Source organism: Pedobacter sp. BMA (assembly GCF_001027745.1).
In the GTDB taxonomy this organism is placed as follows: domain Bacteria; phylum Bacteroidota; class Bacteroidia; order Sphingobacteriales; family Sphingobacteriaceae; genus Pedobacter.
In genome coordinates this window covers 83,560-107,388 of sequence record NZ_LECU01000008.1, presented here as the reverse complement: position 1 = coordinate 107,388, position 23,829 = coordinate 83,560, and the positions used below count along the sequence as shown (strand labels likewise).

The window sequence follows — 23,829 nt, the reverse complement described above, 5'->3', positions numbered from 1 at the left end:
TTTTGTTTTTAGAAAATGAGATTAGTCATTCGTTCTCCGGTGTTTAAGAAAATACATAACCAGATTTCCTGCAATAATCAGGTGGTTAAAAATATTAGGAATCAGCCCATAATATTTAGTGAAGATGTTAAAACGCTCCTTCAAACTCTCGCGATGTTTTTTCTTGCTCATACCACCAACCAGATACTTGGCCACATAGCGGTGAACATTAACAATGTTCGATGCTTTCTTCGCCGCCTTTATGATCCAGTCGATATCCGAACTGTATTTGTAGCTTAAATCATATGGCGTAACAATACTCCTTCTGATGTATATCGCCTGGTGGCTGATGTTCATCCCATATTTAAAACTCGTCCAATCAAAATGCTCCGGTGCCTCGTGTCTTCTTCTTCCCAGGTTTTCCCATTTATCGTTATACATTTCGGTTTCTCCATAATAGATATCTGCACCAGGAGCCGAATCAAAAACATCCTCTACCGTATGTTCATCGTAAATCTCATCGCCCGAATTCATAAACAAAACGTAATCTCCTGTAGCCAATGCCAGCCCCTTATTCATCGCATCATAAATCCCTTTGTCAGGCTCTGAAACAATTTTAGAGACTTGGGTTTGATACTTATTAACCACTTCCAGCGTACCATCAGTTGATGCCCCATCGATTACAATGTATTCGATGCTTTTGCAGGTTTGATTGGTGATTGATTTTATCGTTCGTTCAATGTCCCGGACGTTATTATATACGATGGTGATGATGGTCAGTTTAGGCATTGCTATATTTTTTCATTTGGCTAGTCGAAACGCTATAAATTTAGCAAAGATTTGTCGGTTTGTATACCCTCAAATAAATTGGAATGTAAAGATTAAATTAATCTTCAAGTCAAAACTATTTTGGTTGCAAATCAATCAGGGTTTCGTACAGGTGAATGTGTTCAGCAGCAATAACCTCTTCCGAAAAATCTGCCAGAATACTTAGCCTTGCTGCTTTTTGTATCTCTTCCTTATTCGGGCGGTGGTAAAGCCATTCAATTCCATTTGCAAGATCACGGGCATTTTTATATTCTGCCAGGTAACCATTCTGCATGTGCTTTACCATATCGGGAATTCCACCTGTAGTAAAAGCAATTACCGGAGTGGCACAAGCCAGACTTTCCATCACCGTATTGGGTAAATTGTCTTCGAGCGACGGTGTAATAAAAGCATCCGCAGCCGAATAACATTTTGCTAAATGATCATCTTTACTTATCGTACCTAGAAATGTCGTTTTAAAAGGGAATTCAGGCATTTCCGCATTTTCTTTATTGCCAAAAATAACCAGTTCAATATTTGCTTTGTTAATTCCCGATCTTTTGGATAAGATTTCCAATGCTTCAATCAAATAAGGCGTTCCCTTATGCTTATCATTTTTTGACGGCATAAATCCACTCATCAGCACAAATTTATCCGGATTGATTTTTAATATTTTCTTCGCTTCAGCTTTAACATAAGGTTTGAAAATATTGGTTTCTATTGTATTGGGGATCACCGAAGTGTTTCGCGTACCTAATAAACTGCTAAACTTGACCGACTTAGCCATCCACTTACTCGGTGCCACAATATGAAAATTAAGTTCACTATAAGCCTTTTGTTTACGTTGCCAGGTCTTGTGTGAAATATCATCATTACCACTCATTTTCAGAATCGGACAATTGCCACATTGCTGATGGAAATTTTCACAGCCATAACGCACATGGCAACCGCCTGTAAATGCATTGCTGTCGTGGAAAGTCCACACAATAGGTTTCTCCAATTCGTCAAGCTCAGCTAAAAACTTTGGAGTTAAAAACCCATGATTTACCCAATGCAAATGAATAACATCAGCATTTTTCACTTCAGGATGATTTTTGATCGATCGCCCGAACCACTGCAAACTAAAAGGAGTCTTAACGGATTTGCTCAGCCATTTGGCATAATATCTTTCCGAGAGGATATTGAAAACTGCCTTCGCTCTCTGAAAAGGAGACTTGCTGAATGTATCAATCTTTGGATTGTTTCCAAATTTATAATATACCAGTACTTTCGACTCTATACCATTTGCATTCAATGCGTCGCTCAGGCGAAGGCAGGCTCTGCCAGCTCCGCCATTTCCATCATAGGTATTTAAGTGTACTACTTTCAAATCAACCAAAAATACATTTTATTGTTCACGAATATAAAATCTGTTGCGTAATTTCAACCTAATTTTAAGCCAACAAACCAAAATCATGATCAAAACCCTGTTAAAATCGCTCACAGCAATAGCGTTTTTGCTGCCATGTTATTCATTTGCTCAAAATCAAACTTATTTTGCTTCCTATCCAGCATTAACGCCCGATGCGCAGACTATAGTATTCAGTTATGATGGCGATATATGGAAAGTTCCGGTTAAAGGTGGGGTGGCTTCCCGGATTACCGCACTACAGGGCGAAGAAGTCAATCCAAAAGTTTCTCCTGATGGGAAATGGCTGGCATTTTCCTCCAATCAGTTTGGTAATAATGATGTATACGTAATGCCCATCAATGGAGGTGATATCAGGCAGCTAACCTTTAATGATGCTTCTGATGAAGTGGATAACTGGAGCTGGGATTCCAAAACCATCTACTTTACTTCAGGCAGGTATAACTCTTTTTCAAGTTATAAGGTAAATGTAAATGGAGGTAGCGCAATTCGTTTGTTCGACAACTACTTTAATACCACGCACCATATTGCTGAATCGCCAACCGGCGAATTGTTTTTTAACGATACCTGGGAAAGTTACCGCTTTCCGAACCGGAAGCATTATAAGGGTGCCTATAATCCAGATATTCAGTCATACAACCCTAAAACTAAAACATATAAACGTTATACGGATTACATTGGGAAAGACTTCTGGACAAGCGTTGATCAAAAGGGAAACATCTATTTTGTATCCGATGAAGGGAACGAGGAATATAATCTTTACACCTTCACCGGTGGAAAGAAAACAGGTTTAACTAAGTTTGATACCTCTATTAAAAGACCTTTCGTAGCTGCAAACGGCACCGTTGTCGTTTTTGAAAAAGATTATCAGCTATATACTTATGATGTAAACACTAAAAAAACAGAGAAGGTGAGCATCAGTACATCAAGAAATCAGGTATTAAGTAAAGAACAGGAATATGATGTACGGGCAAGTATCTCCGCTTTTGATGCATCCACAGATGGTAAAAAAATCGTATTTGTATCCCGCGGAGAAGTATTTGTAAGTGATGCAGACGGTAAATTCATCCGTAAAATTACCAATAGTGGCGAGCGAGCCATGGAGTGTAAATGGCTGGCTGATAATAAAACAATCCTCTTCAGCCAAACGGCAGACGGCTATCAAAATTGGTTCACCATTGCCGGTGATGGTAAAGGAACGGTTAAACAACTGACTAAAGACAAGGCCAATAACCGGGATATCAGCCTGAATAAGAGTAAAACCATGGCCGTTTACCTGAGCGGTAGAAATGAGCTGAAATTAATGGATCTTAAAACATTTGACAGTAAAACGGTGGTCACAGATGAATTCTGGGCATTTCAGAATTCAGCACCCGGTTTCTCTCCGAATGATGAATACCTGCTGTTTACAGTATACAGAAATTTTGAACAGGATATTGTAGTACACAACATCAAACAAAATAAAACCATCAATCTAACGAATACAGGGGTTACAGAAACGGCACCTTCCTGGTCGCCCGATGGAAAATACATATTTTTTACCAGTGCCCGTACAAAACCATCTTATCCTACGGGGATGTCAAATGCGCATATCTATCGGATGGCACTGAATAACTATGACGAGCCTTACCGTTCAGATAAGTTTGATGATTTGTTTAAAGAAACCAAGCCTGCAGAGGTAAAGCCTGCAGTTGATGATAAAAGTAAAAAGGGAAAAGCCGATACCAGTAAAAAGAAAGCTGAGGTAAAGCCCACTCCAAAACCAGCAAATATAATTGCCATCAATACTCAGGATATTTTAGATCGTATTGAACTTGTGGGACCTTCTTTTGGCGGACAGTACGGAACAGATGCTTTCGCAAAAGGGGATAAGACTTACGTTTTTTATACCTCGAATCACGAGGGAGGGGCACCAGGTTTGTATCGGACAACAATTGAGCCTTTTGAAGCCAACAAAACCGAAAAAGTTGTAGATGGAGGTGACTATAACATTGTTCAGGCTGGAGATAAGTTCTTTGTGCTCTCCCGTGGTGTTATCAATAAATATAACCTGGAGGCCAACAAACTGGATAAGATCGATCACGGATATAAATTTACCCGAAACCTCAATGCTGAGTTTAATCAGATGTTCTATGAAACCTGGGTAGGGCTGGATGAAAATTTTTATGACGAGAAGTTTCACGGTGTTGACTGGGATAAAATGAGAACCCGCTATGCCGCATATCTCCCTTATGTAAACAACCGCAGTGATTTGAGGATTCTGCTAAATGATATGTTAGGGGAGCTAAATTCATCACACATGGGTTTCAATAGCACCGGCGCAGAAGAACGCAAAAATTTGAACTATGTAACCAATGAAACCGGGATTGTGTTCGATAATGAGAACCCACTGAAAGTTGAACGAATCGCTGCTAAAAGTAATGCTGCGCACACAGGTACAAATATTTTAGCCGGAGATATCTTAACTCAGGTGAACAGGATTAAGGTAGATGAAAAAATAGACCGTGATTATTATTTCAGCAAGCCATCATTGGATAAAGAGATGAGCTTAACCTTCAACCGAAATGGTAAAGAGGTATATGTGAATGTACATCCCGAAAGCGCAGGCACCCTTCGCGGAAACCTTTACGACGAATGGATTAACAATAACCGCAAAAATGTAGATAAATGGGGTAATAACCGAATTGCTTATTCGTACATGAAAAACATGAGTGGGGGCGAGCTGGAATCTTTCTTGCTGGATATGGTTGCGCAGGAAGAAAACAAGGATGCGATCATTCTCGATCTGCGTTATAACACGGGTGGCAATGTACATGATGATGTGCTGAAGTTTCTCTCGCAACGTCCGTACCTGCAATGGAAATATCGTGGCGGCAAGCTTGCGCCCCAAAGTAACTTCGGTCCCGCGGCAAAACCTATCGTGCTGTTGATCAATGAACAATCTCTCAGTGATGCAGAAATGACGGCGGCAGGTTTTAAGCAATTGAAGCTGGGTAAAATTATAGGTACGGAAACCTATCGCTGGATTATTTTCACGTCAGCTAAAGGACTTGTAGACGGGTCGTCGTACCGATTACCCTCCTGGGGTTGCTATACCATGGATGGGAAAAACCTGGAGAGTGAAGGCGTAAAACCAGATCTTTTCGTTAAAAACACCTTCGAAGATCGCCTCGGAGATAAAGATCCCCAATTAGAAAAAGCCGTGGCGGAAATTCTGAAAGACCTGAAATAAGATCAATTTTGAACTGTTTAAACGGGTTAATGGTGAAAGCAATGATGCTATTACAATTAACCCGTTCATCATTTTATACAGTTAAACAAATTTTCCGTTTCTTTGAACCTGTATTCAATTTAAAACATGGCAAATTTATTAACCGACAGGGCTTTTTGGGTAAGTTATTGGGAAAGTAAAAAAGGGCTAGCGGTTCAGTTACCTGCAAATTATTTGTTTCATCGCCAGCTGGCTGAAATTGTAGATAAAGGAAATGTTCAAACCGCGATTGAACTTGGCGGTTTCCCCGGTTATTATGCTGTGTTTTTAAAGAAATATCTAAAACTTGACGTAACACTTTTAGATTATTTCGTCCATCCTCCAGTAGTTCAGGCACTTTTGAAGAAAAATGATTTGAAACCTGATGATATACACGTCATCGAAACAGATCTATTTAATTATCAGCCCGCTGAACAATATGATCTGGTGCTCAGCTGCGGTTTGATTGAGCATTTCAATGACACCGCAGATATCATCCACAGACATATTTCTTTTGTGAAACCAGGTGGAACATTATTTATTACCCTGCCTAACTTTAAAGCAGTTAACGGATGGTTCCAGAAGCAGTTTGATAAGGACAACTACGATAAACACAATATTGATAGTATGGATCCAGAGCTATTAAAATCTATTTGTGAAAAAGCGGGTTTAAAAGAAGTAACATCTGGTTACTTCGGACGCTTCAGCGTTTGGCTGGAGAATGAAGATCAAAAGTCTGCAGGCGTTCGTTTATTGAAAAAAACAATCTGGTTAGCGGGTAAAGTTTTTACTAAAATTATTCCTTTTGAGAGCAAAAATTTATCGCCATATATTATCTTAGTAGCGAAAAAATAATTACGCTCTATGTCAATCAGTTGGGGATACTCGCCAAAAATTGAAAAGTTTATTCCGCTTGGCGATTTTGCTGCGGATAAGTACTTAATCGTTGCACAACAAGCGATTGAAAATTTGGGATGGAAGCTTAGTCACATTTCCCAAACCGGACTCATCGCTTATACCAGTATCTCTTTTCAGTCCTACAGCGAAGAAATTTCCATCCGGATTCATAATAATTTCGCGGTAATCAAAAGCGAATGCGTGGGTATTCAGATGCTGTTTAATGATTATGGTAAGAACGACCAGAACCTGGAGAAGTTCTTTCATGAATTCGAGTATGTCGAATTTCACCTGAAAGATGTGTGGGATGATCGCTTAGCCAAATTCCATTCGCTGATCAATAAGCAAGACGATCACTACTTTGAGAAAGCCCCTTTGGCAACCAAGAATAAAATCAAGAACGTATTATACCTATTTTTCCCACAGAAAGGCTATACGGTAACGCCAATTCTGGTGCTGGTGAATATCATCTGTTTTTTTGCCATTTCTGTCCTATACGTGATATATTTCCGGTATCTCCTGATTACTCAGGGCAGAATCACCGATAGTTACACGCTTAGTTTAAAAGCAAAAGCTTTTAAAAACATACTCAGTCTGGATTACCGCAATACCATATTCAATGGGCAGCTTTGGCGCCTGATGAGTTATCAGTTCAGTCACGGGTCAATATCACATCTCTTATTTAACATGTATGCCCTTATTTATCTGGGCCTGATGATTGAAAATAAACTGGGCTGGAAAAAATTTATTTTTATTTACCTGTTAAGTGGTGTTTGTGGCGGACTGGTGAGTTTGTGGTTTCATCCAGATCAATTTATTCTGGGTGCCTCTGGTCCGATTATGGGATTATTTGGTGCATTCCTTGCCCTGCTCATCAATAAAACATTCGAAAAAAAGGCCACACAGGCATTATTGATCAGTACGGTAATCGTTTCCGTATTTGTGTTGATTAATGGCGCATTTGGAAAGCGGGTTGATAATGCAGCGCACATTGGTGGGTTTATCTCTGGTTTTGCATTTTGTTACCTGTTTAGCTTTAAACCGACGCATGAAGACGCGTTGAAAGACTGGGCAAGGTACGCTGTAAATTTTGTTGTTTTCGCATTGTTTTTCAGCGCAGTATTAACATTTATTCCCAGATACCAGACAGAAGACTTTAAAGCATTAAATGAGAAATTCAACAGCAATATGGATTACCTTAATGCAATCACCCGCTTAAAAATTGATTTGCCGAAGGATTCAAAGTTAAAATCAATTAAAGAAGATGGTATTATCCCTATGGAGCGAAATCTCCAGATCATTAAACAGATGGATGCTTTAGTGCTGAAGAGTGAGGATTCAAAACAGCGTGATAAAAAAGTAAGGCTCGGCAAGATATCTTACCGAGCAGTTATGCTGATGTATAGGGATATAAAAGGAGATAGTACCTATCGCTATAGCAAGGAAACGTCGAAAGCACTGGGTAGTGTTTTCAGGATCCTTTACGATCGCGAGGAGACTAAATAGCTTTTTTATACAAACCTATTTCACTAAGGATAATACAAACCGGAGATTTGGTAATATTGATTCTCACTTTATTGGTCTTAACCGGCTGGTCAAGTTGAATCAACCTTTTGGCGCCGATGCTTGTGCCATCAAAAACTTTATTCCAATGCTTATCCTGCAGAACCTCGATAGTGTATGCCTCGATTCTTTGCCCTAAAGGAATGTATTCCTGAAGGCTTATAATGTCGAAAGTTTTTTCAGTTTTCAGGTCGATTTCAATATTGGCTTTATGGGTATTGTCTTGTGTTGCCCAATAACTTTCCTTCTTTCCATCCAATACATTTTTGGCGGCGAAACTGTTACTGCGAACATTGCTGGCGGTAATCTGAGCGCCTTTGGCAAGATTATTTGCAAAGGTGTGTTTCACTATATTGCCAAATTCGGTTAAAGCCTTTACGTCATCATCATGCAACTGTCCTCTGGTATCGGGTGCTAAACCCAGGTCCAGTCCTGCTCCACGGCCTACACTTTTCAAATACAGGTCAAATAAAACCTCCGGAGTTTTAGGTTTTTCCGTCGGATGGTAAAACCAGCCTTTACGCAAAGGAACATCACACTCTGCTGGCATCCAGAACTTTCCGTTCCTGATACCGGCAGGGCTCTGTGGGTAGTTAGCCTGCCCAGGTACTGCAACATTTTTTCCATCAGGTGCCATTGGTGTAAAAGTAGCCCAGCTGGTTTCTGCTGCATGGCCATCTTCATTACCAACCCAGCGAATGTCTAGGCCAATATCACTAAATATGTTTGCTGTAGGTTGCAATTTTCTGGTAATGCCCCAGGTATTATTCCAGTCGTAATATGTGGTATTATCTATTGATCTTTTTTCCCTTGCACCACCATAGTAGCCGTCGCCGCCGTTTGCGCCATCATGCCAGCTCATAAATAACGGTCCATAATCGGAATATAGTTCTGTAAGTTGGGCCTGGTATATGGCGAGATACTTATCGGTGCCGTACAAGGCATTATTCCTGTCCCATGGCGAGCAGTAAACGCCAAATTTTAAACCATTTTTGCGCGCAGCCGATTCTACCTCTTTCACCAGGTTTCCTTTCCCGTTTCTGAAAGGACTTTTACTAATATTATATTCAGTGGTTTTGGTCGGCCATAGTGCAAAACCATCATGGTGTTTGGCTACCAGTATAATGCCCTTCAAACCACCTGCTTTTGCTGCCTGAATAATCTGTGTGGCATTGAAATCGCTTGGGTTAAATGTCTTAGGATCTGCGTCGCCAAAGCCCCATTCTTTGTTCTCGAAAGTAGTTGGAGTGAAATGAATTAAACCATAAACCTCAATGTCATGCCATGCCAGCTGTCGTTTTGAGGGTACTGCGCCATACGGTTCTGGGGCGTTTTGTGCTAAGACATTACACGAAAGAAATAGCAGTAAGATAAAAAAGGACTTCATAATTTGTTGCTTAGTGAAGCCAAATTACAAAGAATAATCAATTTACTTTGAAAAATATTGTGCAAGTTTTTCTCTGGCAAAGCGCTTAATTCTGATCATCATATTCCCTTTACGATGGGTGAGGAAACTTTTTATCGCTTTAAAAGCCTGCTTGTTTTCTTCGATGCTGTCCGGAAATTCGGTAATAGGCTTTGGGTTAATGATGACATTGTAAATGTCGTTAATCCCCGAATGGACACCTGTGCCATCATGACCGATATTATTCACCAGTGATTGAGCAGGATTTAATGTGAGACCTCCTTTAAGAAAAATTGACGCATACCAGCGAATGGCCCAGCTGTTATTCTTACCTTTCTTAAACTCCTGCATCTGTTTCCAGAAGTTCATTTTATGATCAATAGAAAAGGCTGCCCTTTTCTTTTTATCAAACTGTTTGATCAGGATATCAATATCGGGTTCAAAGTTCTTCCATGCCCTTTCCCACGTAGCCCAGCCCCAGCTCGTGGCCGCGCGGTAGAAAAATGCCTGGGGCAAGTCTACGGCTGTTAAGGGGTACATGTAGGCCCCAATGTGCATTACTTTTTCTTCCTCCCGATAGCGGTTCAATGCATCGTTAAAATAAGCCAAAGTGTGTGGCGAGCTCACCAGGTCGTCTTCAAACACAATAACCTGCCCGTAATCAGTAATCAGCTCACTCACGCCAGCGATTACTGAATTGGCTAACCCAGCGTTTTCTTTGCGTGCAATTACCTTAACAGATTTAAATCCGTGTACCTTATTAATAATGGCTCTTACTTCCGCTACTTTTTCTTCATCTGCTTTGGTTTTGGCCCCATCAGAAAAAATATATAGTCTGCTTTTTCCAGCCAGTTCATTCTGCTGTAAAAATTGAAGCGTCCGCTCTGTGTGCTGCGGGCGGTTGTAAACAAAAAGGGCTATGGGGGCAAGGTTTTGCATGTATATGTTACCGGTTGAGTTATTGAATTAAATAGCTTAAGTCACGCTCAACTAACCATTAAACCCAAGGCGACATTGCGAACCAAGCTAATAATCTATGCAGAGTTAGTGAGGTAATCTTATTTAACGGCTAAAATATATGTAAATTCTGATCAGATTTTTTTGTCAGCACTGTATAGGCATTTGCAAACTGCTCCTGCTTTTTGCGGCCAAGCAAGCCTCCCAGCGTTTTTTTAATATTGTATTCCAGCTCAATTTTCAGGTTCCTCATAAAAGACTTTGGTGCTCTCTTGTTTACAAACTCATTAAACTTTACCGTCTCTGTCGCCGTCATCGAAACCTTATCTTCCATAATTTCCAGGCCTTCACTTTGCAAAAGAAAACGTAGTGAAGTAGGTGTGTACATATTGATATGGCCATAATCCAGAAAGTGCTTCATCCGGTTGTCAACGCCATAACGATAATCTTTAGGTACTTCTACCACAATGTATTTGGCCACCCTTTTTAGCTCACGAATCAGTATGCGTTCATGCTCTACATGTTCCAGTACATGAGCCAGAATAATCAAATCAAAGCTATCATCAGCGTATGGGATTTTATAGCCATCAAAGCTTTGTACTTCTTTTAGCAGCGATAAATTTCGTTTTTTAATCAGGTCAACCCCACTTTCAGCAATTTCAAGGGCATAAAGCTCCGGCGCAAAATTCCAGTCGTTTAAAAAGTGAAGAATACTGCCGTCACCTGCGCCCACCTCCAGTACCGTTTTTGGCTTGATAGCTGCGCAAACATCTACAATATTTTTCGCTTTATATTTAGCGCCCAGCATCCGCCATTCCACATCGCTATTAGTGTAGAAATTATCATAAGCAGTTTTTACCTCTTCGCTTAACATATTGATGAAGTTAGATGTCTAAACAGTTATTGGCTTTGTAAAAAACCGATGTAGCCTTTTCATAAAATAGGCCAGGGGAGATGCCGCTAAAGCTAATTTCCTTAAAACCCTGTTCCTTTAATAATACCCTCGCCGGTTCATAAACATCACGTTCGCTATCATCTAAAATGACTACTCCATTTTCAGATAAAGCGGCTAAGCTATACCGGCAGCAACGTACCCTGTCGCGACCATCAACAATGATGATATCGAACTTTTTATTCAGTAATGTTGCTTTCCTGGCGTATTCGCCGTCGCGTTGTAGCTCACAAAATATCATCTCGGCATTAGCAGGGCTGGTGCCTTTTACTTTATTGTACCAATTTCTGTCGTGTTCAACAGAAGTAACCGAAGCCGCCTTTTGTGCATAGAAGATGGTAGAGTTTCCAGAACCATATTCAAAGATATGATGTGACCGATTAATGCGGTCCCTGATGAAATCAATAAAGGAGTAGGTAACCCAGGGTAAGGCTTTACCCTGCCCGTCTACTGCCTGTTTCTGATCGAAGGCGGTAAACCAGCCGATGCTGTTTAGGTAGCCTTTGTGCCCGTATGATAGTAGCGCTTTTAGTCTACCTGGCTTCCCGATTAATGTAGTTAATGCTTTTAAGGTACTCAACGTTTGAATATTTTTTGAAATGCTGTGACCAAAAATAATGATTTTAGCATCATTATTCCCTGTTGGCGAAGTTTAGGTATAAATAATATGAAAAATGCGGAAGCAAAGTATGCGCTTACAGTGGCTATGGCTGTTCCCATCATTCCCATTGTAGGAATTAATAAAATGTTGAGCACTATATTAATGATTGCGCCCAATCCCGTCCTGATAAATGAAAGATGCCCAAAATTCTCTGCAATAAGATATTGTCCACTTGCTACACCTAGAAATACGAAAGTAGAACCCCAAACATGAACCGATAAAACAGGGGCAGCAGAAATATATTCTGGTTTATAAAGTTTATAAATAATTGGAGAAGCTATTGTAATAAAAATGGCGAAGCTTAAACTTAACCATACCATTAAATCATATAAATTCTGAAGCCTTTTTTGATACCTGACTTTATCATCCCTGCGTGCATTCAAAATAGCTGGAAACAATGAAGATACTATGGCAATGGGAACGAAATTTAATGCCTCACTAAACATAACAACGGTGTTATATGCCCCAGCTTCCTTTATACCCTTATCGCCCAATATCTGCTTTAACATAATCTGGTCTACCCGCATATAAATCGAAACCATGATTCCTGAAATAATGAGTGGCCATGATAGCGTAAGCAATTTTTTCGCGAGGGAAAAATCATATTTCCAGTTAAAAATACTTCTTCCTTTTCTATTGTAGGTGATGATGTATCCTGCAGACAACAGAATCGTGTCGAAAAGATAGGCGATGAAGAAGAATGTAATTGAGGAATGCATTAAGATTAAACCAACTTTAATCGCTGCTGATACCAGATTCCCGATAATCTGGACTTGCATAATGTATTTCGACTTTACCTCCGATTGAAAGTAAGAGTCAATTATAGTAAATGACTGGAATATTCCCATAAATGATAACAGGAAAATATGGGAATATTTAATTCCCTCCAGGGGATAAATCAGCCATGCTACATAGATTAAAGGGATACATATTAATCCGGCAAATGACTTTAATGAAAATGCAGTTCCTAAAATCTGTTCTCTTTTCTCAGGGTATTGATGAAGTTCTTTTACAATAAATTGATCCAGTCCCAATCCGGCTAAAGCAGCGAAAAGGAATACATAAGAAACTGAAGTTGTTAAAATCCCATTTCCATACGAAAGTAAGTAGTTTGCTACGGCAATGCTGCTCAGCATTTTGATAGCTAAACTGCCAACCTTGCCAATGAGTAGCATTCCTGTGTTTTTGAAATACTTTTTTAGCGCCTCCTCATCAAAACCTTTTATACCGGGTAATTTCATTAACGCAAAGATGTAAAAAATGTGCGGTAATTAGGTAAGTGGTGCGCCCACCGCAATATCGCAGCGATGACCTGGCTCTCCATGTTTGGGATTCAACTTTACACCGTTTTTAGCCTCAAGAGATCCTGCACCTGCCGCAGGCTGTGCAGGGGGTTGCGAAACAGCAGTCGTTTTAACAGCAACGGGCTCCGAGTTCAGTGGCGCGCCCACGGCAATATCGCAACGGTGGTTGGGTTGACCTTGCGGTGGGTTCATGCCTTTTGCCACTTTCATAGTCGACACCTGAGTGACTACCGGTTGTGGCGTTGTGGCCTGGGCAACCTGCACAGGTCTTGAATCTAAAGGTGCACCTACGGCAATGTCACACCTGTGGCCGGGTTCACCATGCTTGGGATTTAGTTTTTTCCCTTTTGCATCCACTGTCGCTGGTACAACAGGAGGTGGCGGTGTAGCGTTTGGAGTTACTTGTGCCTGCGCAGGTGCACTTTGGTTCAGCGGAGCACCAACAGCTAAAGCACAGGTATGTCCGGGCTGGCCATGAGGGGGATTAAAAATCAGGTTACTTTTAGTTGTAGCAGTTTGGGGCGTTGGATTAGCAACTTGTTGCAGGCCTTGCAATCCGCCGGGTGTGGCAATTAAACTTTGTGAAGTTTCTTTTTTCTCACCCTTGCAGCTGCAAAACAGCACTAATGCCAGGAGGTAGGTAAACTGCTTCATAAGCGTAGGTTTTAGATTTAACCAAATATGGCGAAATAATTTTAACCTTTAAAACTTTGCTCAATACGGTTCAGCTGCTTGAGATGATGTTTCAGATGGATCTCGATAAACCGAAACCATTGCTTAGCATTTAAATAACCCAGGCGTGGATGTGGCGTTTTAATATGCTTGTTTGCTTTACTTACATTTGGATAGGCATGCTCAAGTGCCTTTTCAAATTCTAAGATAAAATCCAGTGCTTCAGTTTTTGATATTTTTTTGACACGGTCAATCAACCGTTTAGGCACTTTATATTTTTGAGCAGGTGGAAAAGCTCCAAAAAACAAAATCACTTTTACCGCAAAATGTGTGGGCTTATCTTCGCCTTTCCCTTTGATGCAATTTTCGAGGGCAATTAGCGATAGCAAACTGGAATCGAAAATATGAGAATATACTTCACTATAACTCCATCCATCTATCGGCGGGGTAAGTTGGAAAATATCCTCAGGATAAGAAGATAGCTTTGCCTTATACGCTTTAACGATGTGATGTAAAGATGCCCGGATTTTTGCAGCTGTCATTTAATAAATATAGCGTATTTATTAGAATAGCTGCAAAAGTTCCCTTAAATGGGAGATTTCACTTTCCACATCCGCTGGTTTATCTTTCCTCAAGGGATTAAAAAATATGGTATCCATACCAAATCCCATCGCACCGTAAACGTCCGCTTCCAGACTGTCGCCAATCATAATGCTCTCTGATTTGCGGGCCTGTGCTTTATCCAGTGCGTATTCAAAAATCAACGGATTCGGTTTATTCACCCCCACATCTTCAGATATGATCACGTGCTCGAAGTATGGGTTCAGATTTGAAAGATCCATTTTAGTTAATGTGGTCTCTTTAAACCCATTTGAAATGATGTGTAGTGTATATTTTTGCTGGAGATAGCCTAAAACCTCTTCTGCGCCATCAAACAGATTCGTTTTTGTAGGAGAGATATTAACATAATCATTCTCGAACTGATGCGGAACCTTTTCTGGCTGAATACCGAGCTGGATAAAAGTTTTGCTAAATCTTTCTGATCTCAGAAAGTCTTTGGTAATTTTTCCCAGATGATAGTCTGCCCACAGCTGATGATTGTTTTCCGTATAAGTAGTAATAAAATCAGCACAAGAGTTCAGTCCAAGAGAACACAAATCGTAAGTATGGTAAAGCTCATTTAAAGTCTCTTCAGCGTTGCGGTCAAAATCCCAGATGGTATGATCCAGGTCAAAGAAAATATGTTTTTTATGGTGATACATAGTCACAAAGGTAGGGCGATTCACAAATATCGATCAACTTTATCCACACAAATTCATTAAACCTTTGTGCCATATGCCAAATCTCCGGCATCACCCAACCCGGGAACGATGTAAGATTTACTGGTCATCTCCTCATCTATGGCGCCAACCCATAACTTTGCTTTTGGTAAATTAGCCCTTACGTGTGCAACCCCCTCTGTGCTGGCAATTGCAGCAACAATGTGCAGCTCTGCAATTTTGTAGCGGTTAATCAATTCCTTACAACACATCACCATGCTCTGGCCCGTTGCCAGCATCGGATCTGCCATAATCAATATGCGCCCGTCCAGGTCAGGCGTAGATACATAATCCATCTGGATGATAAAGTCGCCGTTTTTCTCCGTTTTGCGGAATGCCGAAATAAAGCAACAGCCCGACTGATCAAAAATATTAAGCAACCCTTGCTGTAAAGGTAAGCCTGCCCTTAAAATTGTTGCCAATACAGGTTGCTGAGCTAAAACCTCACATGTCGAAACGCCGAGCGGAGTGGTTACGTCTTTTTGAATATAGTGCAGTGATTTGCTAATCTCATAAGCGAAAAACTCACCAATGCGCTCCAGGTTTTTACGAAAACGCATCGCATCCTTCTGGATGTTTTCATCGCGAAGCTCAGCGATAAATGTATTGGCAATAGATTTTGTTTTACTAAGGTCAAAAATCGTCATTTGTTCTTTAGCTTGTTACGAGCTGTCTAAATTAACAATTAATGGCCGAACATGGTTTAAAAAACCTATTTAATCCGCCGTCTCGGTTAATAGCAGGTTGAACATCGTATTCAGCTTTCTATACTTTGGATTAGTCGAAAGGCTTTTTAAGTTCCAGGAGGAAAGGAAATTCCCATTAACAACCTTTACTGCTTTGATGTAGCTATCGATTTCAGTCTTAGCCTCCGCCGGATTCAGGTACTGTAGCTGGGTATCTGCAATGCAGTAAGAATGAACCACCAGTGAGGTAACTTTCTCCAGCTGCAGATCGTACCAGTTGAAAGGTGTTGCCGTACCGGCCCTAAAACCTGAATTATTTTGATACCCCATGGAATAATCTACCACGATACCCAGGTTTAAAATGTTTAAATAGCATATTGGAAATTTCAAAGGTTCCATTTGCTGACTAATCGAAATAATCTGTTCAGGGAAAGTTTCCTTTAGTAAAGCCAGGTCATTTTTAATGACGTTGGTTTTTTCTTTATCACTTGCGCAGGGGCGAAGCAATCCTACCGGTGCTTTACCAAGACTTTCTGAAATGGGCACTCTATGAATATAATCTGATGGAATATGAGGAAAGCTGATAAAGAATACCGGCTTTACGCTTTTTTTTGCAAAGCTGGTTTTCAATTGTTCAAGCACCGTTTCATCTTTTACCCTTACTCCGGTAAGTTCATCAAACCTGGCGCTGAGGTAACTGTTTTCTTTTTGAAAAAGACTGCTGAAAACAAATTTTGTTTTATTTAGAAAGCCGTTCGGAATACCCGCTGTAAGGTGAAAGTGTAGTGCAGTCTGTGAAGAGAAGCTTTTTTCATGAAATTTAAAATCCGGGTATTTCTTTTTGAGAAGACTTTTTACAATTAAAGCCCATTCATCTATAATCGGCCGCTCCAGAATTTTCCATTTATTTTGAAGGCTCATTGATGCCCTAAACTCATCTTCAGTTTTCTTTTGATGGAGGTATTCTTCATATCTCGTAACAAGAAAGAAAGATGCCGCGAATACATCAAAAGGTAATGCTGAATCTTCAACCGGAAAAGGTGCTTTATATCCACCAAATTCAGTGCTTTTTACCTTTACTTCCTCCAGCCTGTTAGAAAACAGCAGCGAAGTACTTTTAAAAAACAATTCATCCGCCAGTGGCATATCTCCATAGCTTATTTTGCACTGCTGGCTTTGTAAAAAATGTTGTGCATTGCCTGTAAATTCGACTTCGGCCTTTAAAATATCTTTAAATATAAAATTGAAGATATATTTTATCCTTGGGGTGAGTAGCTTGGAAAAAACGATCAGGTGCATAACTTAATAATCAAAGTAACTTAAAAGAGATACAACAATATTCTTCAGCCTATATTATCTAAATGTAATATCTGAATAATAAATTTAACAGTATTTTAATGCTAACCTGATATCTATTACAAAAATTACACTCAAAAGTTTGCCGAAAACTGCTTATCCGGGTAAAGGATTTTAGTGCTTTTTCTCACATTTCCTTTTACTAAATGAACAATACTCATCTGGTCGTCGAATATATCATAAAGCATGGTATTGGTTACTTCCATCGATTTTACCGCTGATACTTTTGCTACTTCCAGGTAAATGTTGGTGGCTTCGTGGTCCATTTCAAAACCCAGGTAACTCATTTTTACTGACTTGCCGTTTGCATTAACCGAAAGGTGAGTTAAAATATATTTCTTCACCAGCTCGTCCATTGCAGCTTTCATAGCAGGGTTAGATAAATCTGTTTTCTGTTTATAGTTCTTCGCCAGAATAGATTCAAAATCATCAGAAAAAACCCTGCAGCTAATTTCCAGACTTTTCTCTTTCGCGTTAAAATTTACCTCAGTAGTGCTCACATGCAAAGGGTGTTTGTCGCTTTTAGCCAATCCGAAAAACAGGAAAGTGATAATAATGGTAACAAATTTGGTGTTTAACACGTGCATTTGATTTGATTTTATATGTTTTTATAATTAAAACTCTAATTTTAAGCTTTCAAAAGTAACTAAAAGCAGAATACAAACGCTCATTTGTTTATAATGCCGATGCAGGATTTTATTTTTTACTTCAAACTGGGGTGGGAGCACATTATTAGTGCCGATGCTTTAGATCATCAGCTTTTTATTCTGGCGCTTGTTGCCATTTACAGCTATACCAATCTAAAGCAGGTATTAATCTTAGTCACTGCATTTACCATAGGTCACTCTGCCACGCTGCTGTTAAGCGTGCTGGATATAATCAGGTTTGAAAGTAAATGGGTAGAATTTTTAATTCCCTGTACCATTGTGATTACTGCGCTGAGTAACTTGCTGAGAAAGAATTTTTCTTTGAAGTCGGTAAAGATCAATTACTTTTTTGCACTTGGATTCGGTTTAATCCACGGAATGGGCTTTGCAAACTCCATCCGGATGATGCTGGCCAAAGATCAGCATTTGGGTTGGGGACTGTTTGGCTTCAACTTAGGCCTGGAAGCCGGACAGATTTTTGTCGTGTTGATTATTCTGTTGATTACTTTTGTTATATTTAACTATACCAGAATTAAACGCATGAGCTGGGTATTGTTTATATCGGCTGGCGTATTTTCCCTCGCACTAAAAATGGCTCTAGAGCGCATCCCTTTTTAACTAACTAAGAACAAATGAATAAATTATTTACAATCACCACTAGTCTTATGCTCCTTTCGGGTGGCATGGCTATGGCTCAGAACATTCAAAACAATCCAGGCAGCAACCATGGAAATAAGTTTGAGCAGCTGGGCACCATTTTACCAACGCCGAATGAACAGCGTACAGCCAGTGGTGCACCAGGAGTTAAGTACTGGCAGCAACGTGCCGATTATAACATCAGGTGCGAGCTGGATGAGAAAAACCTGTTATTAACAGGATCTGAAACGGTAACCTATACCAACAATTCACCTGATCCATTAACCTATATCTGGTTGCAATTAGATGAAAACGAACACAGCACCAGCAAAAGTTCCAATTATCAGGATGCAACAAAAATGCCTGCTGCAGGTACCATCCAGTCTCTGGATCAGTTAAGTGCCAAAACAGATAATGGCAACGGAATTAACATTACCAAACTCACCGATGCTACCGGTAAGAGCCTGAAATATACCGTCAACAAAACCATGATGAGGGTAGATTTGCCTGTGGCTTTAAGAACAGGTCAGAAATTCATCTTCAATATCGACTGGAACTATAAAATTACCGACAGGATGAGCGTTGGCGGCCGTGGGGGGTATGAATTTTTCCCTGCCGATGGCAATTATTTGTTCACCATGACACAATGGTACCCACGTTTATGTGTGTACAGCGATTTTCAGGGCTGGCAAAATCATCAGTTTACCGGAAGGGGGGAGTTTGCTTTAACCTTTGGTGATTTCAAAGTACAAATGACCGTTCCTGCCGATCACCTGATTGGTTCAACAGGAGAGTGTATCAACTACAGCGCGGTATTAACTCCAACACAATTAAGCCGTTATAACACCGCAAAAACGGCTTCTGCTCCGGTAGAAATACAGACTTTAGCCGAAGCTAAACTTGCTGAAGCTAAAAAATCAACAGCTAAAAAAACCTGGGTATTCAATGCCAACAACGTTCGTGACTTCGCATGGACATCATCCCGCAAATTCATCTGGGATGCAATGCCTCAAAAAATACAAGCCAACAATAACACCGTAATGTGTATGAGTTTCTATGGTAAAGAAGCCTATAACTTATATAGCAAGTTCTCTACCCGCGCAGTAGCCCATACCATTAAAACGTATTCTGATTTCACTATTCCTTATCCTTATCCTGTTGCGCAGAGTATCGAAGCAGCCAACGGTATGGAGTATCCGATGATCTGTTTCAACTATGGCCGTACCGATGCTGACGGAACTTATAGCGAAAGCACCAAAAACGGCATGTTGGGGGTAATTATTCATGAGGTTGGTCACAACTTTTTCCCGATGATTGTAAATAGTGATGAACGCCAGTGGACCTGGATGGATGAAGGTTTGAACTCTTTTGTTGAATACTTAACAGAAGAACTTTGGGATAATAAATTCCCAAGTAAAAAAGGCCCTGCTTATACCATTGTCGATTACATGAAATTACCAAAGGACGAGCTGGAGCCGATCATGACCAACTCAGAAAACATTGCACGTTTCGGTCCGAATGCCTATTCAAAACCTGCCACTGGTTTGAATATCCTTCGTGAAACTATTATGGGAAGAGAGTTATTTGATTATGCTTTTAAAGAATACGCCAGAAGATGGGCTTTCAAACACCCTGAACCTGCAGATTTATTCCGTACCATGGAAGATGCCAGTGGTGAGGATTTAGATTGGTTCTGGAGAGGCTGGTTTTATGGAACCGAGCCTTGTGATATCGCCCTGGACAGCGTAAAATTTGCAAAAGCAGATTTTCCTAAAGATGTTCCTGCCGCCAGATCAAGAATGGTAAAAATAGATAAACCTGCTGTGAATGCTTTTGAAGACATTTCAAAAATCAGAAACCGTGAAGATAAAAAGATCGGTTTTTATGTTGACAAAAACACAGCCGCACAGGATTTCTATTACAAATACGACAGGGGAATGGTCAGCATTGATACGAACATCACGAATAAAGTAGAGATGGGTATGCCTTTTGAGGTTGTACCAGAGAGCGACCAGGCAAAATATAAAGACAAATTCCTGTATGAATTAAATTTTAGCAATAGGGGCGGTTTAGTGATGCCGGTTATTGTAGAGTTTACTTACAAAGATGGTACTAAGGAAATCGATCGTATTCCTGCACAAATCTGGAGACATAATGAACTGAAAACCTCAAAGTTTTATGTTAAAGATAAAGAGGTAGAATCTATTTTGGTTGATCCGCTTCGTGAAACTGCCGATATTGATACCACCAACAATACCTGGGGCGGTAAAGCCAAAGAAAGCAAGTTCAGGGCCTTCAAAGCCAAAACAGGTGGTGCCGTTAGAGGCCAGTCTGTTGGAGCCAACCCGATGAAAGTTGCAGGAAGCAAATAATTACTGAAGTTAAAATTTTGAATCCCTCGCTGAAGACAAATCAGCGGGGGATTTTTATTTGTATGGCTTCCATCTATGCCAGGAAAATTGTATCGCTATTTTGAAATTACATAACCTCTATTTTGAAATTACATAGCTTTTATTTTGAAATTACATAGATTTTGTATTACGATGCAACAGGTGTGTTAAACTATCCTGACTTTAATCTGTTATCACTTCTGTTCTTTAAATCGTATATTTGATACAACGATGAAATTCAAAATCACTTCAGAATACAAACCAACAGGTGATCAGCCTACGGCAATAAAGCAATTGGTAGATGGTGTTAATGCAAATGAGCACTATCAAACACTGCTGGGCGTTACCGGTTCAGGAAAAACTTTTACTGTAGCCAATGTAATTGAGCAAACACAGAAGCCTACATTGATTTTAAGTCACAATAAAACGCTTGCAGCACAATTGTATGGCGAGTTCAAGAATTTCTTTCCCGAAAATTCGGTCAATTACTTTGTATCCTATTACGATTACTATCAGCCTGAAGCCTTTATCGCTTCAAGCAATACCTATATAGAGAAAGATTTAAGTATCAATGAGGAAATCGAAAAACTACGTTTAAGGACCACTTCTTCTCTCATGAGCGGCAGAAGGGATATCATTGTGGTTTCTTCTATTTCATGTATATATGGTATGGGTAATCCGGAAGACTTTTCCCGAATGGTTTTCCGTTTTGCTGTGGGACTAAGAATATCGAGAAATGCCTTTTTACATAGTCTCGTTGAGATTTTATATTCCCGAACCACTACCGAATTTAAACGCGGTACCTTCAGGGTCAAAGGCGATACCGTTGATATTTATCCGGCCTACCTGGATCATGCCTACCGGATATCTTTCTTTGGTGATGATATTGAAGAACTTTCAGCCATTGATCCGGTAACCGGAAAAACACTGGAAAAACTGGAGAACATGGCCATTTATCCGGCCAATCTCTTCGTTACTCCAAAAGATCGTTTTAACCAGTCTATATGGGGTATTCAGGAGGAACTGGAAGTGAGGAAGAATCAGCTGATTGGCGATAAACATTTACTTGAAGCGAAGCGCCTGGAAGAACGAACCAATTTTGATATTGAAATGATGAAAGAGCTGGGTTATTGTTCCGGTATCGAAAACTATTCGCGCTTTTTTGATGGCCGACAACCTGGTATGCGCCCATTCTGCCTGCTCGATTATTTCCCTGATGATTACCTGATGGTGATTGACGAGAGCCACGTAACGGTTCCGCAAATCAGGGCCATGTACGGCGGAGACAGGTCGCGTAAGTTATCACTCGTGGAATATGGCTTCCGTTTACCGGCAGCATTAGATAACCGTCCGTTAAACTTCAATGAGTTCGAAGCCCTGGCACCGCAAACGATATATGTAAGTGCCACACCAGCGGAATACGAACTGGAAAAATCTGAAGGTGTAGTGGTTGAGCAGGTGATCCGGCCAACCGGTTTGTTAGATCCCATCATTGAAATCCGACCGGCAATAAATCAGGTTGATGATCTGTTAGATGAGATCGACCTGACCATTAAAGATGGAGGGCGTATCCTGGTGACCACCCTCACCAAACGCATGGCAGAAGAATTAACCAAATACCTCGACCGCTTGAATATTAAAACCCGGTACATCCACTCCGAAATCAAAACGCTGGAAAGGGTAGAGATCCTTCGTGGACTGCGCCTCGGCGAATTTGATGTTTTAGTTGGAATTAACCTGCTTAGAGAAGGGCTGGATTTACCTGAAGTTACATTAGTGGCCATCCTCGATGCGGATAAAGAAGGGTTTCTCCGCTCAGAAAAGTCGTTGATTCAGACCATCGGTCGAGCCGCCCGTAACGATCGGGGAAGGGTAATTATGTACGCCGACGGGATAACAGATAGTATGGAGAAAACCATCGACGAAACCAACCGCCGCAGGGAAAAGCAAATTGCCTATAACCTGGAACATGGCATTACCCCTAAAACGGTCGGAAAATCGAGGGAAGCCATCCTGGAACAAACTTCAGTACTCGACTTCTCACAAAAAGCCAGTGATAATAAAGCAAGGGCATATATTGAGAATGCGGAAATCAGTATCGCGGCCGATCCTATTGTGCAATATATGGGTAAAGCCGAACTGCAAAAAGCCATCGACAATACCCGGAAAGATATGCAGAAAGCAGCCAAAGGAATGGACTTTTTACAAGCCGCAAAGCTGCGTGATGAAATGTTTGCTTTGGAGAAAATGTATAATGAGAAGTTCGCGAAATAAGTGTAAAAATTCATCCGGATTACCCGGAGTTGTTGTCATTGAAATAAAATTCTGATCTTTGCCCATTATTAAAACATTGCATTATGAATGGTCAAAACAGAAAAGATATTTACCCGGGACTCGAAGTAGGAATTATATTGAAGAAAGATCAGCGGTCAGGCGTAATTACTTACGGTGTAGTTCAAAATCTGTTAACTTCATCCGCCTTTCATTCGAGGGGTATTAAAGTCAGGCTCGAGGATGGACAGATCGGGAGGGTAGCTGAGATTGTTGAAGATTGAAGGCCAGCAATGGTAGCTAATACAGCTCGATTACGTAACATTTTGTAATGAAAAAGCAATTAAAGGCCCAAAAAGTAACAAAATAAAAATTGCGACGTCTATATTTGTATTAACAGTAATTAAAAGAAATGGGATTAATTAAATTCATATTCATCGCTATATTGGTACTTTGGATCATCAGAATGCTGATCAAACTGATATTGCCGATGCTTTTCAGTAACCTTGTCAGTAAAGCCCAGCAACAGGCCGGCGGACAAGGACAGCAACAAAAACGTTCAAAGCCTGAAGGTTCTATATCAATCGATTACATGCCGCCCCAGCAAACAGGTAAAACCGATAAACTCGGTGATTTTGTAGATTACGAAGAAGTTAAATAATTTTATAA

21 protein-coding genes are annotated in these 23,829 nt (G+C 40.3%); 8 read left to right on the top strand and 13 right to left on the bottom strand.

Translation table 11 applies throughout. The features are described 5' to 3' along the window. Nucleotides 1-21: 21 nt before the first annotated feature. Entirely contained in the window at nt 22-768 is a 747-nt protein-coding gene (locus tag AB669_RS18650; protein ID WP_047800872.1) for a glycosyltransferase family 2 protein, read from the bottom strand. Nucleotides 769-883: 115 nt separating this feature from the next. Beyond that, the gene (locus tag AB669_RS18645; RefSeq protein WP_047800950.1) at nt 884-2,155 is read right to left on the bottom strand and encodes a glycosyltransferase; all 1,272 of its coding nucleotides are present in this window, start codon (nt 2,153-2,155) and stop codon (nt 884-886) included. Between the two features lie 85 nt (nt 2,156-2,240). Between AB669_RS18645 and AB669_RS18640 the strand changes: the two genes are divergently transcribed. From AB669_RS18640 to AB669_RS21655, 3 genes are all read left to right on the top strand, one after another. Further along, complete coding sequence (locus AB669_RS18640) at nt 2,241-5,426, top strand: S41 family peptidase (RefSeq protein ID WP_047800949.1); 3,186 nt, start codon at nt 2,241-2,243, stop codon at nt 5,424-5,426. A gap of 126 nt (nt 5,427-5,552) precedes the next feature. Further along, entirely contained in the window at nt 5,553-6,299 is a 747-nt protein-coding gene (locus AB669_RS18635; RefSeq protein ID WP_047800871.1) for a bifunctional 2-polyprenyl-6-hydroxyphenol methylase/3-demethylubiquinol 3-O-methyltransferase UbiG, read from the top strand. Nucleotides 6,300-6,308: 9 nt separating this feature from the next. Beyond that, nucleotides 6,309-7,847, top strand: coding sequence for a rhomboid family intramembrane serine protease (locus AB669_RS21655; RefSeq protein WP_053058477.1), 1,539 nt, complete (start codon nt 6,309-6,311; stop codon nt 7,845-7,847). On the opposite strand, the gene AB669_RS18625 is transcribed toward AB669_RS21655, so the two are convergent. The 11 genes from AB669_RS18625 to AB669_RS18570 form a co-directional block, all read right to left on the bottom strand. After that, nucleotides 7,840-9,291 (bottom strand): alpha-L-fucosidase, encoded by a 1,452-nt coding sequence (locus tag AB669_RS18625; RefSeq protein WP_047800870.1) that lies wholly within the window; start codon nt 9,289-9,291, stop codon nt 7,840-7,842. The two genes, AB669_RS21655 and AB669_RS18625, sit on opposite strands and share 8 nt — an antisense overlap. Nucleotides 9,292-9,333: 42 nt before the next feature. After that, nucleotides 9,334-10,248 carry a glycosyltransferase gene (locus AB669_RS18620; protein ID WP_047800869.1) on the bottom strand — a complete coding sequence of 305 codons (915 nt, stop codon included), beginning with the start codon at nt 10,246-10,248 and terminating at the stop codon, nt 9,334-9,336. Nucleotides 10,249-10,378: 130 nt separating this feature from the next. After that, a complete protein-coding gene (locus AB669_RS18615; RefSeq protein ID WP_047800868.1) occupies nt 10,379-11,140 on the bottom strand; it encodes a bifunctional 2-polyprenyl-6-hydroxyphenol methylase/3-demethylubiquinol 3-O-methyltransferase UbiG in 762 nt (253 codons plus the stop codon). A gap of 10 nt (nt 11,141-11,150) precedes the next feature. Beyond that, complete coding sequence (locus AB669_RS18610) at nt 11,151-11,798, bottom strand: FkbM family methyltransferase (protein ID WP_047800867.1); 648 nt, start codon at nt 11,796-11,798, stop codon at nt 11,151-11,153. Next, entirely contained in the window at nt 11,795-13,120 is a 1,326-nt protein-coding gene (locus tag AB669_RS18605) for a flippase (RefSeq protein ID WP_047800866.1), read from the bottom strand. Before AB669_RS18605 ends, AB669_RS18610 begins: the two co-directional genes overlap by 4 nt. A gap of 30 nt (nt 13,121-13,150) precedes the next feature. Continuing rightward, nucleotides 13,151-13,837 carry a hypothetical protein gene (locus AB669_RS21650; protein ID WP_053058476.1) on the bottom strand — a complete coding sequence of 229 codons (687 nt, stop codon included), beginning with the start codon at nt 13,835-13,837 and terminating at the stop codon, nt 13,151-13,153. Nucleotides 13,838-13,878: 41 nt separating this feature from the next. Beyond that, entirely contained in the window at nt 13,879-14,397 is a 519-nt protein-coding gene (locus AB669_RS18590; protein ID WP_047800865.1) for a DinB family protein, read from the bottom strand. A 21-nt stretch (nt 14,398-14,418) separates the two neighbouring features. Next, nucleotides 14,419-15,117 (bottom strand): YjjG family noncanonical pyrimidine nucleotidase, encoded by a 699-nt coding sequence (locus AB669_RS18585; RefSeq protein WP_047800864.1) that lies wholly within the window; start codon nt 15,115-15,117, stop codon nt 14,419-14,421. A 56-nt stretch (nt 15,118-15,173) separates the two neighbouring features. Beyond that, nucleotides 15,174-15,821 carry a uracil phosphoribosyltransferase gene (upp, locus tag AB669_RS18580; RefSeq protein ID WP_047800863.1) on the bottom strand — a complete coding sequence of 216 codons (648 nt, stop codon included), beginning with the start codon at nt 15,819-15,821 and terminating at the stop codon, nt 15,174-15,176. 69 nt (nt 15,822-15,890) lie between these two features. Continuing rightward, the gene (locus AB669_RS18575) at nt 15,891-17,159 is read right to left on the bottom strand and encodes a hypothetical protein (RefSeq protein ID WP_047800862.1); all 1,269 of its coding nucleotides are present in this window, start codon (nt 17,157-17,159) and stop codon (nt 15,891-15,893) included. Nucleotides 17,160-17,290: 131 nt separating this feature from the next. Next, nucleotides 17,291-17,797, bottom strand: coding sequence for a DUF6702 family protein (locus tag AB669_RS18570; RefSeq protein ID WP_197082439.1), 507 nt, complete (start codon nt 17,795-17,797; stop codon nt 17,291-17,293). Between the two features lie 105 nt (nt 17,798-17,902). Here AB669_RS18570 and AB669_RS18565 point away from each other — a divergent pair, with 105 nt between their 5' ends. From AB669_RS18565 to AB669_RS18545, 5 genes are all read left to right on the top strand, one after another. After that, nucleotides 17,903-18,481: a HupE/UreJ family protein gene (locus tag AB669_RS18565; RefSeq protein ID WP_047800945.1), complete on the top strand. Its 579-nt coding sequence runs from the start codon at nt 17,903-17,905 to the stop codon at nt 18,479-18,481. Between the two features lie 14 nt (nt 18,482-18,495). Further along, complete coding sequence (locus AB669_RS18560; RefSeq protein ID WP_047800860.1) at nt 18,496-20,871, top strand: M1 family metallopeptidase; 2,376 nt, start codon at nt 18,496-18,498, stop codon at nt 20,869-20,871. Between the two features lie 249 nt (nt 20,872-21,120). Next, entirely contained in the window at nt 21,121-23,163 is a 2,043-nt protein-coding gene (gene uvrB, locus AB669_RS18555; RefSeq protein WP_047800859.1) for an excinuclease ABC subunit UvrB, read from the top strand. Nucleotides 23,164-23,246: 83 nt separating this feature from the next. After that, nucleotides 23,247-23,444 carry a YwbE family protein gene (locus tag AB669_RS18550; RefSeq protein ID WP_047800858.1) on the top strand — a complete coding sequence of 66 codons (198 nt, stop codon included), beginning with the start codon at nt 23,247-23,249 and terminating at the stop codon, nt 23,442-23,444. A gap of 128 nt (nt 23,445-23,572) precedes the next feature. After that, nucleotides 23,573-23,821 carry a DUF4834 family protein gene (locus AB669_RS18545; protein ID WP_047800857.1) on the top strand — a complete coding sequence of 83 codons (249 nt, stop codon included), beginning with the start codon at nt 23,573-23,575 and terminating at the stop codon, nt 23,819-23,821. Nucleotides 23,822-23,829: the final 8 nt, after the last annotated feature.